At 59.6% G+C, this 16335-nt stretch carries 12 protein-coding genes; 7 read left to right on the forward strand and 5 right to left on the reverse strand.

What is annotated here, in order from left to right; all coding sequences use genetic code 11:
* Positions 1-4 precede the first annotated feature (4 nt).
* Positions 5-691 carry a hypothetical protein gene (locus tag OR601_RS01990; protein ID WP_136012318.1) on the reverse strand — a complete coding sequence of 229 codons (687 nt, stop codon included), beginning with the start codon at positions 689-691 and terminating at the stop codon, positions 5-7.
* Between the two features lie 208 nt (positions 692-899).
* Here OR601_RS01990 and OR601_RS01995 point away from each other — a divergent pair, with 208 nt between their 5' ends.
* From OR601_RS01995 to OR601_RS02005, 3 genes are read left to right on the forward strand one after another with little or no spacing between them, the layout of a single operon-like run.
* Positions 900-1487: a macro domain-containing protein gene (locus tag OR601_RS01995; protein ID WP_265592039.1), complete on the forward strand. Its 588-nt coding sequence runs from the start codon at positions 900-902 to the stop codon at positions 1485-1487.
* Entirely contained in the window at positions 1484-2092 is a 609-nt protein-coding gene (locus tag OR601_RS02000) for an SIR2 family NAD-dependent protein deacylase (RefSeq protein WP_265592040.1), read from the forward strand. The genes OR601_RS01995 and OR601_RS02000 overlap by 4 nt, the downstream gene beginning before the upstream one ends.
* 34 nt (positions 2093-2126) lie before the next feature.
* Complete coding sequence (locus OR601_RS02005) at positions 2127-2645, forward strand: nitroreductase family protein (protein WP_265592041.1); 519 nt, start codon at positions 2127-2129, stop codon at positions 2643-2645.
* 485 nt (positions 2646-3130) lie between these two features.
* Here the strand turns inward: OR601_RS02005 and OR601_RS02010 are convergent, their stop codons facing one another.
* Positions 3131-5401: a transglutaminase domain-containing protein gene (locus OR601_RS02010; RefSeq protein ID WP_265592042.1), complete on the reverse strand. Its 2271-nt coding sequence runs from the start codon at positions 5399-5401 to the stop codon at positions 3131-3133.
* 287 nt (positions 5402-5688) lie between these two features.
* Between OR601_RS02010 and map the strand changes: the two genes are divergently transcribed.
* The 4 genes from map (at position 5689) to OR601_RS02030 (ending at position 9039) form a co-directional block, all read left to right on the forward strand.
* A complete protein-coding gene (gene map / locus OR601_RS02015; RefSeq protein WP_265592043.1) occupies positions 5689-6573 on the forward strand; it encodes a type I methionyl aminopeptidase in 885 nt (294 codons plus the stop codon).
* 9 nt (positions 6574-6582) lie between these two features.
* Positions 6583-7455, forward strand: a complete 873-nt coding sequence (locus tag OR601_RS02020; protein WP_265592044.1) for a transporter substrate-binding domain-containing protein — start codon at positions 6583-6585, stop codon at positions 7453-7455.
* Between the two features lie 86 nt (positions 7456-7541).
* Complete coding sequence (locus OR601_RS02025; protein WP_265592045.1) at positions 7542-8282, forward strand: amino acid ABC transporter permease; 741 nt, start codon at positions 7542-7544, stop codon at positions 8280-8282.
* On the forward strand, positions 8275-9039 hold the full coding sequence (locus OR601_RS02030; RefSeq protein WP_265592046.1) for an amino acid ABC transporter ATP-binding protein: 765 nt from the start codon (positions 8275-8277) through the stop codon (positions 9037-9039). The genes OR601_RS02025 and OR601_RS02030 overlap by 8 nt, the downstream gene beginning before the upstream one ends.
* A 273-nt stretch (positions 9040-9312) precedes the next feature.
* Here the strand turns inward: OR601_RS02030 and OR601_RS02035 are convergent, their stop codons facing one another.
* The 3 genes from OR601_RS02035 to OR601_RS02045 form a co-directional block, all read right to left on the reverse strand.
* On the reverse strand, positions 9313-10617 hold the full coding sequence (locus tag OR601_RS02035; RefSeq protein ID WP_265592047.1) for a hypothetical protein: 1305 nt from the start codon (positions 10615-10617) through the stop codon (positions 9313-9315).
* Positions 10618-10699: 82 nt separating this feature from the next.
* Positions 10700-14278, reverse strand: a complete 3579-nt coding sequence (locus OR601_RS02040) for a YDG domain-containing protein (protein ID WP_265592048.1) — start codon at positions 14276-14278, stop codon at positions 10700-10702.
* 365 nt (positions 14279-14643) lie between these two features.
* Positions 14644-16086 carry an LCP family protein gene (locus OR601_RS02045; protein WP_265592049.1) on the reverse strand — a complete coding sequence of 481 codons (1443 nt, stop codon included), beginning with the start codon at positions 16084-16086 and terminating at the stop codon, positions 14644-14646.
* Between the last annotated feature and the right edge of the window lie 249 nt (positions 16087-16335).

Raw genomic sequence — 16335 nt, forward strand, 5'->3', positions numbered from 1 at the left:
GCTACTAGTGGAGAGGCTGGTCATGCCCCGGGATGTCTGAGATGGTGCGCAGGCCGTTGCGGGGCGCCGGAGCCAAGTCGAACCAGTACTTCCATTGGCCCAGGGGATGTGCGCCGTGAACGCCTGCTGCCCCGCGGAACGCGTCTTTAGGGATGAAGGTGTGAAGCGGCTTGCCGTTGTGCATGGTGAGGTGGATGTTGCCTTTGGCCAGCGCCTCTTCTACAAAGTTGACGCAGTTGTAGGTCACTAGGTTGTAGGTGCCTGGCATGGTGCGTTTGAGCTTTGCAAAGGCCGCCACGGGCTCGTAGGCTTTCTTGTCGCACCAAAGAGCCAGAGCGGCGTTTACGTGCTCGTTCCATTCATTGCCTGGCTGACCATGGATGATCCAGCCGGAATCCTCTTGGATCTGGGCAAAGGTCTCAGGATGCTCCAGGCAGGCCATGAGGGCAGGCGCCTCCAAGGCTTTGCCGTGACGGTAGAAGGAGTAGGTCTCAAGCGGGCCGCCTTCTGGGCCTAACGCCAAGATGGCATGGCCCTCGCCATCGGCTGCCTCAAGGTTAAAGAGCACATAGATGCTGTAAGCGTCTGCCGGAGGCGGGGTTTGTCGAGAGGCAGGAATGGCTTCGCGCTGCTGGTTTTCGTGGGATTTGGCCAGGTCGTCTTCTATGTAATCTCTCGGAAGAGTGCTCATGGGACCTCATCGATTCGAAGGGTAAGGGTGCGACCTCAATGGTACCCCCACACAACGTTCATGGGCGTTGGCGCAGGTAGCGTCCAATGGTTACCTGCGGGTGACCTGCGAACTTGAAGGTGCGTACTTCTCGGCAGGGTTGTGAGGATCCATAGCGGTCTCATGAAAAATAGTGGCCTCATGAAAACTCTAAGACGAGGAAGTCGCTATGAACAATGAAATGACCCAGCAGGAGCGGCGCCTCTGGCTTATCGATGCGCTTCTGGCCGAGGATCCTCGATACGACCAGCTTTTGGGCTGCTTTCACCCTTGCCACGGCTGCATCGACAACGCCATCCACAGCGCGGCGGGCCTAGAGCTTCGCCAGGCCTGCGCCGAGCTGATGGCTGCTCAGGGCCATCCCGAGCCCTGCGGCCAGGCAAAGCTCACCCCGGCGCTCAACTTGCCCAGCCGCTTTGTGCTCCACACCGTGGGACCCATCGTGCGAGGGCCGCTGACGCGCACCCACAAAGCGCAACTGGCTTCTTGTTATGAATCGTGTCTTACCCTTGCCGAGAAACACTCCCTCAAAAGCCTGGCCTTTTGTTGCATCTCCTGCGGCGAATACGGCTTTCCGGCCGACGAGGCAGCCCTCATTGCCACCGCTATCGTACGCGACTACCTGAGAACCACTTCGAGAAGCACTTCGCAGACTTTAGGCGTGCCTACGGCATCCGCGACATGTATAGCGGCGGCTTTTATCCCTACAAGACGCTGGAAGAATACTGGGCCTGGTGGTCGAGGGCCATCTGGGTGAATCGCTACGACGTAGAGGCGGGGCAGCCCTACTGCGACCTGTTGTCGCTGGTAGCGCCCAAAGATTATTTTGTACTCACTACCAATGTGGACCATCAGTTCCAGCTGGCGGGGTTTGCCAAAGAGAGGCTCTTCTACACCCAGGGCGACTATGGGCTGTGGCAGTGCTCGGCGCCCTGTCATGCCGAGACCTACGACAACCGCGAGGCGGTTGAGGCTATAGTGGCAGCGCAGAAAGACTGTAGGATCCCGCACGAGCTGGTGCCTTTGTGCCCGGTATGTGGCGAGCCCATGACCATGAACCTGCGCTGCGACGAGACCTTTGTGGAAGATGCTGGTTGGCATGGGGCTGCTGCCCGCTATCGGGAGTTTTTGGAGGCTCATCAGGGGCAGCAAGTCCTCTTTTTAGAGATGGGTGTGGGCCTAATCACCCCCGGGATCATCAAGTATCCCTTCTGGCAGCAGGTAGCCAAAAACCCGCAGGCGTACTATCGCAGCCTGAACGACGGTCAGGCTCAGGCGCCGGCGCAGATTGCCTCGCGATCACTCTGCATCGACGGCGATATGACGCCGGTGCTCGCACAGGCAGCAGCTAAGGCACAATAGGTGTGAGTTGCAGTCCAGAGAAGGAGAGGGGACCATGGATTTCTTGGAGCTCGCCAAGGAGCGTTTCTCGGTAAGAAGCTACAGCCCAAAGCCGGTGGAGCCAGAGAAAGTGGCCAAGATTTTGGAGGCTGCCCAGGTAGCGCCCACTGCTACCAATAGTCGGCCGCAAAGGGTCTATGTGCTTCAAAGCCCCGAAGCGTTGGAGAAGATTCGGCGGGTGTCCAAGAGCACCTATGAGGCACCGCTGGTGTTCTTGGTATGTTCGGACAAGGATCGGGCTTGGAAGAGCCGCTATGTGGAAGGCTATGACTCCGGCGAGATGGACGCCTCCATTGTGTGCTGCCACATGATGTTGGAAGCCACCGCTCTGGGATTGGGTTCCCTTTGGGTGCTCTTGTTTGATCCGGCAAAGGCGCGCGTTGAGTTTGATTTGCCTGAGTCCGTGCGCCCGCATTGCTTGCTTTGCGTGGGCTATAAAGGCCAAGAGGCTATGCCCAATCCCAAGCTCCACGAGGTATACCGTCCTAGGGATGAGTGGGTGTGCGAGCTTTAGAAAAGGGGTGCGGTGGCGGCTTTGCGGCTCCTGTTTGGTGATGCCCTGGCGCCCCAGCGATCTCCTTCCGGGGCCGCAGATTGCTGCTAGAGTCCGAGCGGATTCCTCTATGGGCGTCTTTCTCTATGGCTGCCTCAGAAAAGCATCTACTTTAGCTACATAGCATGGTAGCTAAAGTAAAAGTATAGATATAAATACCACTATCTTAGCAACGCTGTGGTGTAGCTATTGAAGAAGGTTTTCTGAGGGAGCCAGACCCTAAAGTCATGGGTCCATAGGAAGGTGCTAGACCCTAAGAGCCATGGGGCCCTAGGGGTGCGCCAGACCATACCGCCCTGGGCCGTAGCTTTGTCACGGGACTAGGAGTGTTGCCTCATTTCCTCTTGTCTGGCTTGCTCTGGGCCATCCCTGCCAAGAAAAGCCCTCATCTGCAGCCATTGTGCAGATGAGGGCTCAAGGGATCCAGCAGAAGGAGTACGGAGCGCTTAGCGGGTAGCGTCCCAGACTCCCGCGCCGTTCACGTGCCAGCGGCCAATCCACCTGTTGGTGGCCATAGCGCCGGAGCCGCCCACGTAGTAGTTGCCAATCCAGCGGTTGGCCGCCATGGCGCCAGAGCCGTCCATCCAGTACCAGGCGCCCCCAGTGTAGACCCAGCCGGTGGCCATGGAGCCGTCTGAGTTGAGCCAGTACCAGGCGCCGCCTACCCATTGCCAGCCGGTGGTGGGAACACCGGAGCCGGTTAAGTAATACCAATGTTTGTTGATGTACTGCCAGCCGGATGCTGCAGTGCCGTCAGCGTGAAGGTAGGTGCGCTGACCAGCTATAGTCACCCAGCCAGAGGCTTGGGTACCGTTGCTGTTGAAGTAGATGCGCTTTCCAGAGATGGTGTTCCAGCCAGTAGCCATGGTGCCGTTGGAGCCAAAGTAGTAACGCTGGCTGTCGATGGTTTGCCATCCGGTGCGCATGGCGCCGTCGGCGCCCAGGTAATAACGGGCATTGCCCAGGGTGAGCCAGCCGGTAGCCATGACGCCGTTGGAGCCAAAGTAGTAGTGCCTGCCAGCGATGGCCTGCCAGCCTGTAACCATGGTCCCGTTATCGTTGAAGTAGTAGCGAGCTCCGCTGATGGTTTGCCAGCCGGTGCGCATGGCGCCATCGGTTCCTAGGTAATAGCGGGCATTGCCCAGGGTGAGCCATCCAGTGGCCATAGCGCCATTGCCATCAAAGTAGTAACGCTTGCCTCCAGTGGTGACCCACTGGTTTTTTGCCTGGGTGTGGGCATCTGACCAATACTCTTGGTGGCCGTCAGAAGAGACAAGACCGGTGGGAACGCGTACGGAGAGCGTCGTGGGCGCGTAGGATACCTCTACCCGATCGGTGGTTTTGCCGCTCACATTCCAGCTTTGGCTAGAGAGCTGTTGGGCCACGAGGTGGTAGATGGGATTGGTGATAGAAGAGCCCAGATTGCACCGGGGGACTTGAGAGAAGGAAAGCTGGCCGGCCCTAAGCTTAGAAGCGATCAGGTTGGCCTCGTAGTCGGTGAAGTAATTCAGGTCTCCAGAGCGAATGAGGTGGCAGTTTTGGAGAGAGTTCAAAGGCACGTTGGCTGCTTCGAGCTTGGGGTGCACCAAGGCGGTGGTAGCAGCATCCAGGCCAAAATAGATGTGGCGTAGGCTTGGGATTCCCGGATAGCCGCTGGATAAATCGTAGTCAGTGTCATCCCAGGTGGCATCGATGGTGCACCACTGGCCGTCCAGTTTTGCGAGCGTCCACACATGGTTGTCGTCCACTTGGCGACCGGTCTCGATACCCAAGTCGTTGAGAAGCATCACCAGGCCGCGGTGGTAGGACTCGCAGGTGCCAAGACCGCGGGTCAAGGCTCCTTCGGCTCCGCAAAACCCAAAGGTGTGGTCGTACTCCATATGGTCGATGATCCAGTCATGGGCCCAGAGGGCCAAGTCATACTGGGAAGCATTGGCCCCTAGCTCGGCCTTTGCCAGGGCAGCCAGCTGGCGGGACTTCTCATGGACCGAAGGCACATTGGAGTCATTTAGAGATACTGCTAACCTGATGTACTCAGCTGCATAGTACTCGGAGGCCACCACGTTTGAAGCAGGCCCTACGCGCACAAGTACGGCTATGGTGTCGTTGGATGTGAAAGTCACCTCGAAGTTGGGAGACGATGGGTCCTTATACAGAGGACCTGGTACCCACTCGCCTTTACTATTTTTAACTTTCTTCAAGAACTGTGAGGTGTCCATGATGTAGTCGTCATAGATCCACACAGGCTGACCCTTGTCATCTGTGCCTTGATGTACGAGGTCGATGCCATCCACCCGATAGTTAGCTTCGGCAGGAAGCCTGGTGGCGATTACGTGAAACTTGGTGGGCTCTCCTACCTTGGGCTCAGTCCAGGCCATGCCTAGTCCCAGGCGGGAGCTGGAGGCGTAACGCACATTTTCATAGTAGTTGCCCTCCGAGTCTGTATAACCTGCGTTTGTAGTCGGGGCTCGTCTGAGGCCGGAGCTCTCGGTGGATGGGGGAATGGGGATGTCGGCGTCGCAAACCTCATCCAGGGTGGCAGAGGCGGGTTTCTCGGCAACGAGTACGCCTTGGGGCAAGGCATTGGCGAGGTTGGAATCCGCACGAGCGGGGGTGGCCGGGAGGCCCAAGCCAAGGCAGGCTGCCACGGCGCAGGTGAGTGCCAGGAGCTTGAGAAGGCCTTTAGGTCCTTGGTGCAGGAAGAATCGCCGCTTCATAGGAGCACCCTTCAGAGAGATGGTGAACTATATAGGGACAGGTTCTTTTCAGTGTAGGCGGCAACAGGTTGCCTTTAGAAGGGTGGTCGACGGGTAGGTGAGCTGCGGTTATCCATCTGGTAACGGAGGGATGTGGCTTTGGGAGAGGTGACGCTGCGCTCTTAAAGAGGGTTCAAAATGGGGTACAGGTTGTACGCTTAGATGATCTGTGGTCAGAGGCAAAAGGCGAGGCTTGGAATGCGGGAGTTTCTCGGCTTCGGCAGGCTTTGCCAAGAATAGGAGAGACTATGTTTGACGGATTGCCCGTTCCTGGTCGCAACGACGAGTGCTGGTGCGGCAGCGGCAAGAAGTATAAGAAGTGTCATGCGAGGGCTGACGAGCGCATGGATGCGCTCTATGAGGCCGGAGAAGAGATGCCTCCGCGCTCGCTGCTCAAGACGCCTGCGGATATCGAAGGCATCAAGGCTTCGGCGGCGGTGAATATGGGCGTGCTGGATTACGTGGGCGAGCATATTGGCCCGGGCGTGTCTACGGCAGACATCAACCGCTGGGTGGAAGAGTATATGGCGGAGCACGGTGCGGTCTCGGCAGACCTCAACTACGAGGGCTATCCCTACAGCGTGTGCACCTCCATCAACGGCGTCATTTGTCACGGCTTTCCCTGTGAGGAAGACGTGTTGCAGGAGGGTGACATTATCAATGTGGACATGTCCACCATCAAGGATGGCTACTACTCGGATTCCAGCCGCATGTACTGCATTGGCGAGGTGTCTCCAGAGCGCAAGAAACTGGTAGAGGTATGCCATGAGTCGGTGCAAAAGGGCTTGGATGCCATCAAGCCTTGGGGTCATCTGGGCGACGTGGGCGCTGCGGTGAACGAGTATGTTAAGGCCAATGGCTTCTCGGTGGTACGTGAGTACGGCGGCCATGGCATTGGCGTGGAGTTTCACGAGGAGCCCTTCGTGAGCTTTGTCTCTGAGCCCGGCACAGGCCCCATTATGGTGCCTGGCCTCTGCTTCACCATCGAGCCCATGGTGAACGCCGGCGCTCCCGACATCACCACCGACGAGGACAACGGCTGGATCGTGCGCACGGCAGACGGCAGTGACTCGGCCCAGTGGGAAGTGCAGTTGGTGGTTACCGACGACGGCTATGAACTTTTGAGCTGGTAGGAGGTACTTGTGGCAAAGACGGAATCGGCGAGCCTCTCTCGTCGTGGATTTTTAGCATTGGGTGTGAGCTGCACATTTGGGCTTGCTATGGCGCTGTCTGGCTGCAACTCCGGGGGTGGGGAGACAGCTGGCCCAGACGGCAAGAAAAAGCTCGTAGTGGCTATGGAGCTTGCCTATCCGCCCTTCGAGACCAAAGATGACGCTGGCAACCCTTCCGGTCTTTCGGTGGACTTCATCAAAGGCTTTGGCGAGGCCTACGGCTACGACGTCCAGATAGACAACACCTCCTTTGACGGCCTTATCCCTGCGCTCCAAACCAACAAGGCAGACGTGGTGTTGAGCTCAATGACCATCACGCCGGAGCGCCAGGAATCCGTGGACTTCACCGACCCCTACGCGGTGGCCCAGCTGGCCATTTTGGCCAACAAGAACTCAGGCATCAACTCTATCGACGACCTCAACCAACCCAACAAGACCGTGGCGGTAAAGACCGGCTCCACCGGCGACGTCTATGCCACCAAACACCTCACCCAGGCAAATATCGTGCGCCTGGCAGACGAGAGCGCCTGCGTGACCGAGGTGGTCCAAGGCAAGGCAGACGGATTCCTCTACGACCAGCTCACCATCTATCGCAACAACCAAGCCAATCCCGACACCACTTCTGCCGTCTTCATCCCCTTCCAAGACCCGGAGATGTGGGGCATGGCGGTGAAGAAGGGCAACACAGAGCTCAAAGACCAGCTCAACGAGTACATCGCCCAATGCAAAGAGGACGGCGAGTTCGATCGCCTTACCGAGAAATACCTCCACGATGAGAAGGCGGCCTTTGACTCTTTGGGATTCCGCTGGTTCTTCGACTTTGAAGGGGAGCAAGGCCAGTGAGCGAGCGTTCGCACGCCTCCCATAAGAGTGCCGCCAGACAGCCGCGATCCCGGCAGCGTCTTTTTTGGGCGCCCGATGGAGGTGCAGTGCCTTGCGGGCGCGCCGCTCTCAGCTACCTGGTAGTTTGTGCTGCAGTAGTGACAGTGGTGTGGCTTTCGCTGGGGGCTGCGGGCATCGCCCTCAACTTTGACTTTGTGGCCCAATACCAGGCACGCATCTGGGACGGCTTTTTGACCACCTTGGGAATCTCTGCGGCTTCGCTGGTGTTGTCGCTGGCCATAGGTATTCCTGTTGCCGCAGGTCAGGGTGCACGTTTCTTGCCCTTGCGCTACCTGTGCGACCTCTACGTCAAGATCATCCGCGGCACGCCGCTGATCGTGCAGATCTACTTCTTCTACTACATCATTGGCACTGCCTGGGGCATCGACAACCGCCTGTTGGCGGGCATCATGATCTTGTCGCTCTTCTCGGGAGCCTATATCGCCGAGATCATTCGTGGCAGCCTGTTGGCTCTGGACAAAAGCCAGCTGGAGGCTGCGCGTTCGGTGGGCTTCACGCGCACTCAAACCCTGCGCTATGTGGTCATTCCCCAGCTGGTTGCGCAAACGCTGCCCGCGCTTACGGGTCAGGCGGCCTCCATCATCAAGGACTCGTCGTTGCTCTCGGTCATCGCAGTAATCGAGCTTACCCAGACCATCCGTGAGATCACGGCCACCAACTACAACTTCTTTGGGGGCTTCTTGCTTTTGGGCGGCCTTTACCTGGTGCTCACCCTGCCCATCATGTTTGTGAGCCGACGTTTTGAGAAGAGGCTCTCCTATGAGTGAGACCGCACCTAAGGCTGCAGGCCTTCCCCTGAAGTTGGAGCATATAACTAAGTCATTTGACGGCGTGCCAGTGCTTAGAGACGTCTCCTATGAGGGAGAGGTTCGTGCACTGGCCATCATCGGGCCCTCGGGTGGCGGCAAGTCCACATTGCTGCGCATCCTGGGAGGACTGCTTGCCCCCGACGGCGGCCGGTTCACAGTAGATGGCCAGCCGGTGTCTTTTGATGAAGAGAGCCTGCGAGCCTATCGCGCGCGGCTGGGATTTGTCTTTCAAGATGGCGGGCTCTTTCGCCACATGAGCGCCCGCCAAAATATCGAGGTGCCCCTGCAGGCGGTCCATGGCTACGGCGAGCAGGCGGCAGCCCAGCGCGCCTCGGAGCTGTTGGAGCGGCTGGGGCTTTTGGATCAGGCCGAGAAGCGCCCCGGCCAGCTCTCGGGAGGCCAGCGGCAGCGCGTGGCCATAGCGCGAGCGCTGGCAGCCTCACCTGACCTGTTGCTGTTGGATGAGCCTACCAGCGCCCTGGATCCTGAGTACACCACTGAGGTGCTCGACGTGGTGAGCGAGCTCAAGCACGCAGGCACCCGCTTCATTATCGTCACCCATGAGATGGGTTTTGCCGCACGGGCCTGCGACACGGTGGCATTCCTATATGGGGGCCAGCTTTTGGAAGCAGGCCCTTCTCGGCAGCTCTTTGACCATCCGCGCACCCCGGAGCTCACGCGTTTCTTGGGCCGGCTTCTGGAGTGGAGCCTCTAGAAAAGCTGTGGGCCTGCCGCCGATCTCCTTGTTGAGAAACGCCTCCCTGCCGAGAAGATCGCGGCCAACGCCGCCGCCCTTTGCTCCTTGATCGACGGCTTTCGCAGCCGCAGCTAGTGCCGTCTCCTAAGCCCTTGCATTGGCAATAGACCCCAGCTCCTCAGGTGGCGCAACCCTTGGGGGCCGGGGTTTCTCGGCAAGAAAACGCCCCGACGCTCGAGAGCTTCGGGGCGTGTGGTCATAGGCGAGACCGTGGCGTTGCGCTATGGGTGTCTAGGCGTCTTTGCGTATCAGGCGCACCAGTATCAGCGCCATGAGGGCGGTGGCGGCTGCAGCGACGCTTAAGAGGGGAGCCACCCAGGAGGTGGTGTCGCCGGTGGCGGGCATCCCGGAGCTGGGCTGCGGGGTGATGAGCACGCGAGTGTTGCCAGGAGCCGGGGTATCGGGGTTGGCAGGTGCAGGATCGGCGGGGGCTGGTCGAGGTTGAGGCTCCGGCTCAGGATCCGGGTCTGCCTCCAGCTCCACCTGCACGGTGTGGGGGCCGTCGATGTAGCTAAAGGTCACGTGATCGGTGGCCAGAAGCGACGTGAGCTCCACGCCGTCCACCAGCACGCGAGCCACGTGGTAGCCAGGCTCTGCCTTCCAGCTCACGGTGTAGGTGCCGCCTTCGGCTATCTCGGCGCTGGAGCTCACCTGGCCCAAGCCGCCCGTGACCGAGGTGGCGATGTTGAACATCTTCCCCTCTTGCTTGGGGGCTGCTTGCTGCTGGACGGGGACTTCCTCGTCGTTGCCCTTGGAGGATTTCTCCACCACCAAGGTGATAGGGGTGTCGCCCGCGGGGTTGATGACGCCGCCGGGGACGTCGGCGGGATCTACCACCACATAGCCGCGCTCGATGTCCTCAGGGGTGAGCTCGATCTCGTGATGGGGGCCGTTCGGGTCGCCCACCACGACCTTGGCAGGAACGTTGCCGTCGGGGATGTTCTCCCACTTGACCACGATGGGCTGGGTGGGATCCACAGGGGCGCCAGGAGTGCCGGGAGCAGGATCGCTGCCAGGATCGGGATTGGTTACTTCTACCTTGCCCGAAGACCCCTCCACCTTGGGCGTCACCGTGGGAGTGGAGTCCTTGGCGTCGTCAGAGTCCTTGGGTGCGTAAGGCTCGCTATTCTTGGCAAAGTACACCTCGACTCGATGGTTGTGCTGCACGCCCTCAAAGCTGTAGTTGGCGGTGGAGCTGTTGATCTCGCCGGCTGCCTGGGTCTCTTGTGGGAAGACCGGAGTCTGGCTGCCTGCACGGTCGGCTGCCTGGAAGAGGGCGGCGCCGGCGGGACGAGCCATCTGAGCCACAAAGGACGCACCTCCCTCATAGCGGGCTGCCGAGAAGGACGCATCCTCAGAAGCAGCAGACTCACTGGTGGGCTCGACGGTTTCCGAGGTTGCTTCAGGCACGGTAGCCTCTGCCTCAGGAGATGGGGTCTCATCGGCTGCGCCGGCAAGCTCGGAGCTCTGGGGCTCTTGGGGCGCCAGATCCAAAGCCTCAGCCACGGCGGTGTGGTTCTCGGCAGCCTGAGCCACCTCGACGGCGGCTTGAGCAGTGACAGACGCTGCTGCGGTGTCGTCGCTGGTGGGGGTCTCGGTGGGCGCAGCGGCTTTGAGCTCAGGGTCGGCTGCGGGATCGGGGACGACGGGGGGCTTCCGGCTGGGGCTTGGAAGGATCGTAGGCGGGAGCGTCGTAGACCGTGGTGCCGTCCACCACTACGCGCACGATGCGGCTGTCCTCGTTGGGGGTGCCCAAGACGTCGCGGTAGCTCTGGCCCTTGAAGAGGGTGCGGTGGTTGGAGACCGTACCGGCGCCTCCGTTGACCGAGTAGCCGTAGATATTCACGTTGTAGAGCACCGGACGCATGGAGACCACCACGTTCTTGTGCTCGTTGATGTTGTCCAAAGTAAGGCTGGTGTCGCTGGCGCCGGCGCTGGGCACGCCGTTCACGGTGACGCCGGAGACTTCCCACACGCCGTAGGAGGGATCCTCGGTGTCAGGGATGGGTTGGATTACCGTGTCCCAGGCCACCGAGTAGTTGGCACCGGGAGCCACTGTGGAGCCGCCGGTGATGGTGCCGGGGCCGTTTACCACCTTGGTGGACACCATGTAGTCGCGAGAGGTGACGTCCAGCAGTGCGTTTAAGGACTTGTAGCGGATGTCCACCACGTGATTGGCGGCGATGTCGTCAAAGATGTAGCTGCCGCTCTCGATCTGCTCGGGAGTGAGGGCGGTGGTCCCGTCGATGACGATCTCGCTTACCTTGAAGCCGGCAACGGGCTCCCACCACACGTTCACATCTTCGCCGCCCTCGACGGTTTGGGAGGGTGAGCACTCCAGCATCCCTTGGGTGCCGTAGCGGTTCACGGTGACGGTATACCAGCCGCGGGTAGCAGAGCCGCCTACCGAGGGCAGCGTGGCGACGGTCACCACCACTATGTGATTGGCATCCAAATCCTCAAAGTCCACCGCATCGCCTGTGGGCTCGACGGTCTTGCCGTCGATGGTGACCTCGGAGACATAGCGGTTGAGGCCGGGAGTCCACGTGACCGAGTAGGACGAGCCTTCACCCAATGTGGCCGTGGGGGAGATGGAGCTGTCAGAGGCGATGGCGCCCCTCAGGCGGGTGGTGACGGTGAAGTAGCGGGTCTCAGGATCGGTCTTGATAGGCTCTGGCTCCACCTTGTAGGTGATCTCCACGCGCACCTCGGGCTGGTCAGGGTCGGGATTGGGATAGGTGACCACCACAGTGTAGGTGCCAGGGTCATCAGGATCGATCTCGTCGACCTCCTGCTTGCCCTTGATGATCTCGATTTTGGGCTCCACGCCCTCGGGGATCTCGGGAATCGTGGGGGTGTCCGGTTTGGGGTCGTCATCAGGGTTGCCGCCCGGGTTGTCACCTGGGTTATCGCCGGGTTTACCACCGATAATATCTTCAACCTTTTTAAGAATGTCTTCTGGACCCACGGGATCGTCGCCGGGCTTCACGATGACGGGATCGCCGGGCTTGATGGGCTCAGGGTTGTCAGGATCCACTGGAGTGGGGTCGTTGCCGGGAGTCACTACCACGGTGGAAGGCTTGGGTTCCACCACCAGGGTAGTGGGAGCAACGGATACCAGGTAGTTGCCAACGAGGAACTTGCCGTCTACGGCAGAGACTTTATCACCGGAGAGCTGGGTGGAGACCTGATAGCTGCCGCGTACCGGAGACTTGAGATCCAGCTTGAGGCCGCCGGCAGTGGCAGCGGAGTGAGCAGGAGTCACCCCATTAAAGAGGCTTTGAGGATCGTCTTTATCGGCAGCTGCCAGCTGGTCGGTGGCGATCTCGAAGCTCTGGGCAGCCTCTTCCAAGCCTTCCTTGCCTGCACGCCAGGTCGTTATGGGGTCTTGGCCTTCTTGAGTTGCAAATGAGTAATAGGGGCTGATGGTGAGGGGCGCGGGCAGGATGGTGGCGGGGATGATGAGGTCGTAGGTCCCGTCTCCGTTGTCCTTGAGGTTAGCCAGGTTGTAGTTGGCAGCGTCTACGCCCTCGATACGCACGTTGTGCAAGGTGAGCTCGCGGGCGCCGGCATTGGCGTTGCTAAAGGCGGCAGAGTCAAAAGTCAGATGGGCGTCGCCCAGGCTCTCCACCAGCAGGTCGGAGAGGTCCAGCGATGTGGGGCTATCAAAGGCGGTGGTGCCGTCGTAGGTCTTGGACCAGAAGCGGCCGGGAAGCGCAGAAGGATCAGAAGGCTTATCGGGGCTGGGCGCGGGGGAGTTGGGAGCCACATTGATGACCTTGGGCAAGATCTTGAACTCGGCAGAGCCAGGGGTGTAATCCTCGGCGGCCACGGTGTCGTCTGCATAGCGATAGGGGGCGCGAGATTCCACCTTGTAGGTGCCTACTTTGGTAGGCACGCCGTCGAGCGCCACCCAGTCCTTGCCCTGCTTTTGGTAGTAGGTGCGGGTCACAGGGGCGGGCTCTGTGCCAGTCTCCTTACCGTCTGTGCCAAAGAGGTGCAGCTTGACCTCGGGGTCGCCGTTGACGTTCTCGGAGACTTTGAGAGGCTCGCCTACGCGCACGTTGTCGGCGCTGGTAGTGATGGTCTTGCCCTTGGGGTCGATGTCGATCTCCACCTTCACCACGATGTCCACGTTGGCGTCGCCACCACCGCCGGAGGTTGAAGGGTCATCGGAATCGCCCTCCATGCCGCCGTATTCAATGACATAGGCGGTGCAAGAGGTGTTGCCGTTGGCGAAGTCGTTCCAGAGGCCTGAGACAGACGAATAGAAGTGCATGCATTGCTCGCCGCTTGAATTGTTGGGTTCGTTGGGCGACCAATTGTTGTAGATGGTGGGGCTATTGTTGTTGAGAGGGTCAGGGGAAGGATCTGGGGCAGCTGTCGGGGTATTCAGGCCCCATGACACAAGCTTGCCGGCCTCTGGGCCGCACACCCAGAAATAGTAAGCTGCTGCAGGCATTGTGCTGGAGGGGATGGTAATGCCCTTGGAGGCATAGAAGTCCTTGTAGGTGTTCTTCACGGGCCCGGTGTAGGCGTCGAGGCAGGTGGCGCCCGTCCAGCAGTTCTCGCCGATCATGGTATAGACGTAGTCATGCTCTTTTTGGCTGGTAATGGTGACCAGGTAGCCCTGCATACCCATATAAGTCTTGCTCTGGGCTGCCTTGAATGCCGTTTCCCAAGAAGCGCCTGAGGCTTTCACCGTCTCATAGTAGTGCCCATTCAACGAGTTGTAGTCATAGAGGGACTGCACGGGCTCGAAGTTGGCGATCATTCGAATGCTCTTAGTGGTAGTGGCATCTGAGAGTGTGATGGTCATATGGTCGCGCAGGTACTGCTGCCACTCAGCAGCGGTTGCTCCCGATGCGCAGTTCACCGATTTGTTGCCGCGCTTGTTGCCGGCGAAGAGCTCGAACTTGCCCGAAGCGTCCACATTGATGGCATCCGTGGTGGTGATGGCTGAGGTGAACTGCACCGTGATGGATTTTATGAGCCTGTCTGTGTTGCTCTCCACCGTGAGGTAGGGGAAGTACCAGGTGTTGGTATGGCCTTCCACAGGCACGGCCGCTCCTGCCTTGATGGACAGCGTGGTGTCGTCGCCCGCGGTGGTGCTCGCGGTGACATCGTCTGCCGCCAATGCCACCGTGGGTGCAAAGGCCCCCACGGGCACCATAGAGAGCAGCAGCATCAAGCTCATGACCCACGCCGCTATGCGCGAAAGACGGCTGCATCCCCCCTCTCTGGTGCGTCCTAGACAGATGCGTGTGGTCGCTCATGGCCATCCCCTTCTCTCACGTAGCCTCGAGCCTAGGGCTGCCAAGAAACCCAGCCGCCTAAGATCGAAACCCCTAATTGCTAGAAAACCCAAGGTATAAGGCGTATTATGTCCACTGTATACATAAACCTGAAAGGTATCTGTAGGGTGAGTATAGCCACAGAAAACCCCTCCTGTAAGGAGGGGTTCGCTAAGTTTTATGGGGATTGATGTGCGGCGAACAGGCAGGTAAACCTTCTAAAAGGTGTGGGATGCACCATATATAGCGCGACGGCTCGCCGAATGCCCTAGCTGTAGTTGCGCAGGTCGGTGCCCAACACTACCAGTACGTCGGCATCTGATATGTAGACGCCTTCACCCGGCACCACTTCCACTTCGCCGCCCAATGCCTGGGCCACTGCCTGAGCTTTGGGCTTGGCGGCGTCATTCATATAGGCAACCACGGTGCTGTCGTAGCGGTTGCGTGCGGTGCCGGCAGAGGTGTCGTAGCCATAGGCCGCCAAGCTGTTGGCAACGCGCCCAGCCAAGCCGTCTTCGCCTGCGCCATTGAGGACCTCGACGGTGCCGGAATGGACGGTTCCGTCCTTATCGGCAGAGGTATTGGTGTCGAAGGTGGTGGAATCTTGGCCTGAGCCCCCGTCGTTTTTGACGTTGGTCTTGCCGCCAGCCACCTCGCCGGTGGGGTCGTCGTCGGCGCTCTCATAGGGGGAGAGGCCCTGGTCCACGCGGCTCATCATCTTTTGCCAGGCAGCGGTGTCGCAGATCTCGTACCAGGTCTCGTTGAGGTAGGTGGAGGTGGTGGGCTCCATGCCGGTATAGACGTCGGTGTCCATGTTGATGCCCTTCATCTGGGCAGCCAGGTTGAGGATCTGCTGGAGCGAGAGGTCGGTGGACACGGCGTCTGCCATCGAAGAGATGGTGGCTGTCATGGTGGCGGGGTCGCTTGCCAGCACCTTCTTGACGATGGCGGCGATGACCATGCGCTGGTTGGCGGCGCGATAGAGGTCGCCGTCGCCATAATTGTCGTAGGCGTGGCGGCTGCGGCAGAGGGTGAGGGCCTGGGCGCCGTTCAAGGTTTGCTCGCCCTTTTGGATGGGCTCGCCAGCATAGGGGTCGTTGATGTCGATGGGCACGTCCACCGTGACGCCGCCAAGCGCGTCCACGATGCCCTCGAAGTGATCGAAGTCGATCTCTGCGTAGTGGGAGATGGGCACGCCGGCGAACTTGCTGATGACCTCAACTGTATAGGAGGGGCCGCCCACCGAGTAGGCCGCATTGATCTTTTGCTTGCCGTGCTCGCCAAGATCCACCAGGGTGTCGCGGTGGATGGAGACCAACGTCACCTGCTTTTGCTTGGGATCGATGCGGGCCAGCATGATGGAGTCGGTGCGGTAGTTGGAAGAGTCCTGGCCGTACTCCGCGCTCTCTGCACGCTGCTCGGATTTATCCACGCCCAAAAGCAGCATGTAGAACGGGTCATCTGCCTGCACGTTGGTGAGGGTGCCGCGAAGCTTGTCGTTCACGCCCTCATGGAGGCGGTTCTCGATGTTGGAGAGATAGGCCCAGGCGATGCCGCCGCCGGTAAGGATCACGCAGAGCACAATGATGACGGCCACGCGAATGCGCTTGTGAAGGCTGCGACGCTTGCGGGCAGCCGAATAGTGCTCTACCGCGCTTTGACGGGAGAGATCTTGGGCTTCTGGCTGCTGAGTGCGGCGATGCTTGCTCAATGGAAAACCCCTCTTGGCTGGAAATGTTGGCAGCGAGGTCATAGAAGGAAGACGGTGGGGTACATAGGAGGAGCGGGCCGGAAGGCTCGGGTTTCTCAGGCGTACCTTAAGGTCTCAGACCTGCAAGGATGGGCGGCCCATTGCACCTAAGGTGCCTATGCAACAAGCCGCCATAATGAGTGAATATAGATTCGACTAAGTATACAAGCGACAAATCTAAGGTGTATGGCGGCGCTATGAACAGGCCGT

Origin of the sequence: Leptogranulimonas caecicola, assembly GCF_023168405.1 — a bacterium.
Taxonomy (GTDB): domain Bacteria; phylum Actinomycetota; class Coriobacteriia; order Coriobacteriales; family Atopobiaceae; genus Leptogranulimonas; species Leptogranulimonas caecicola.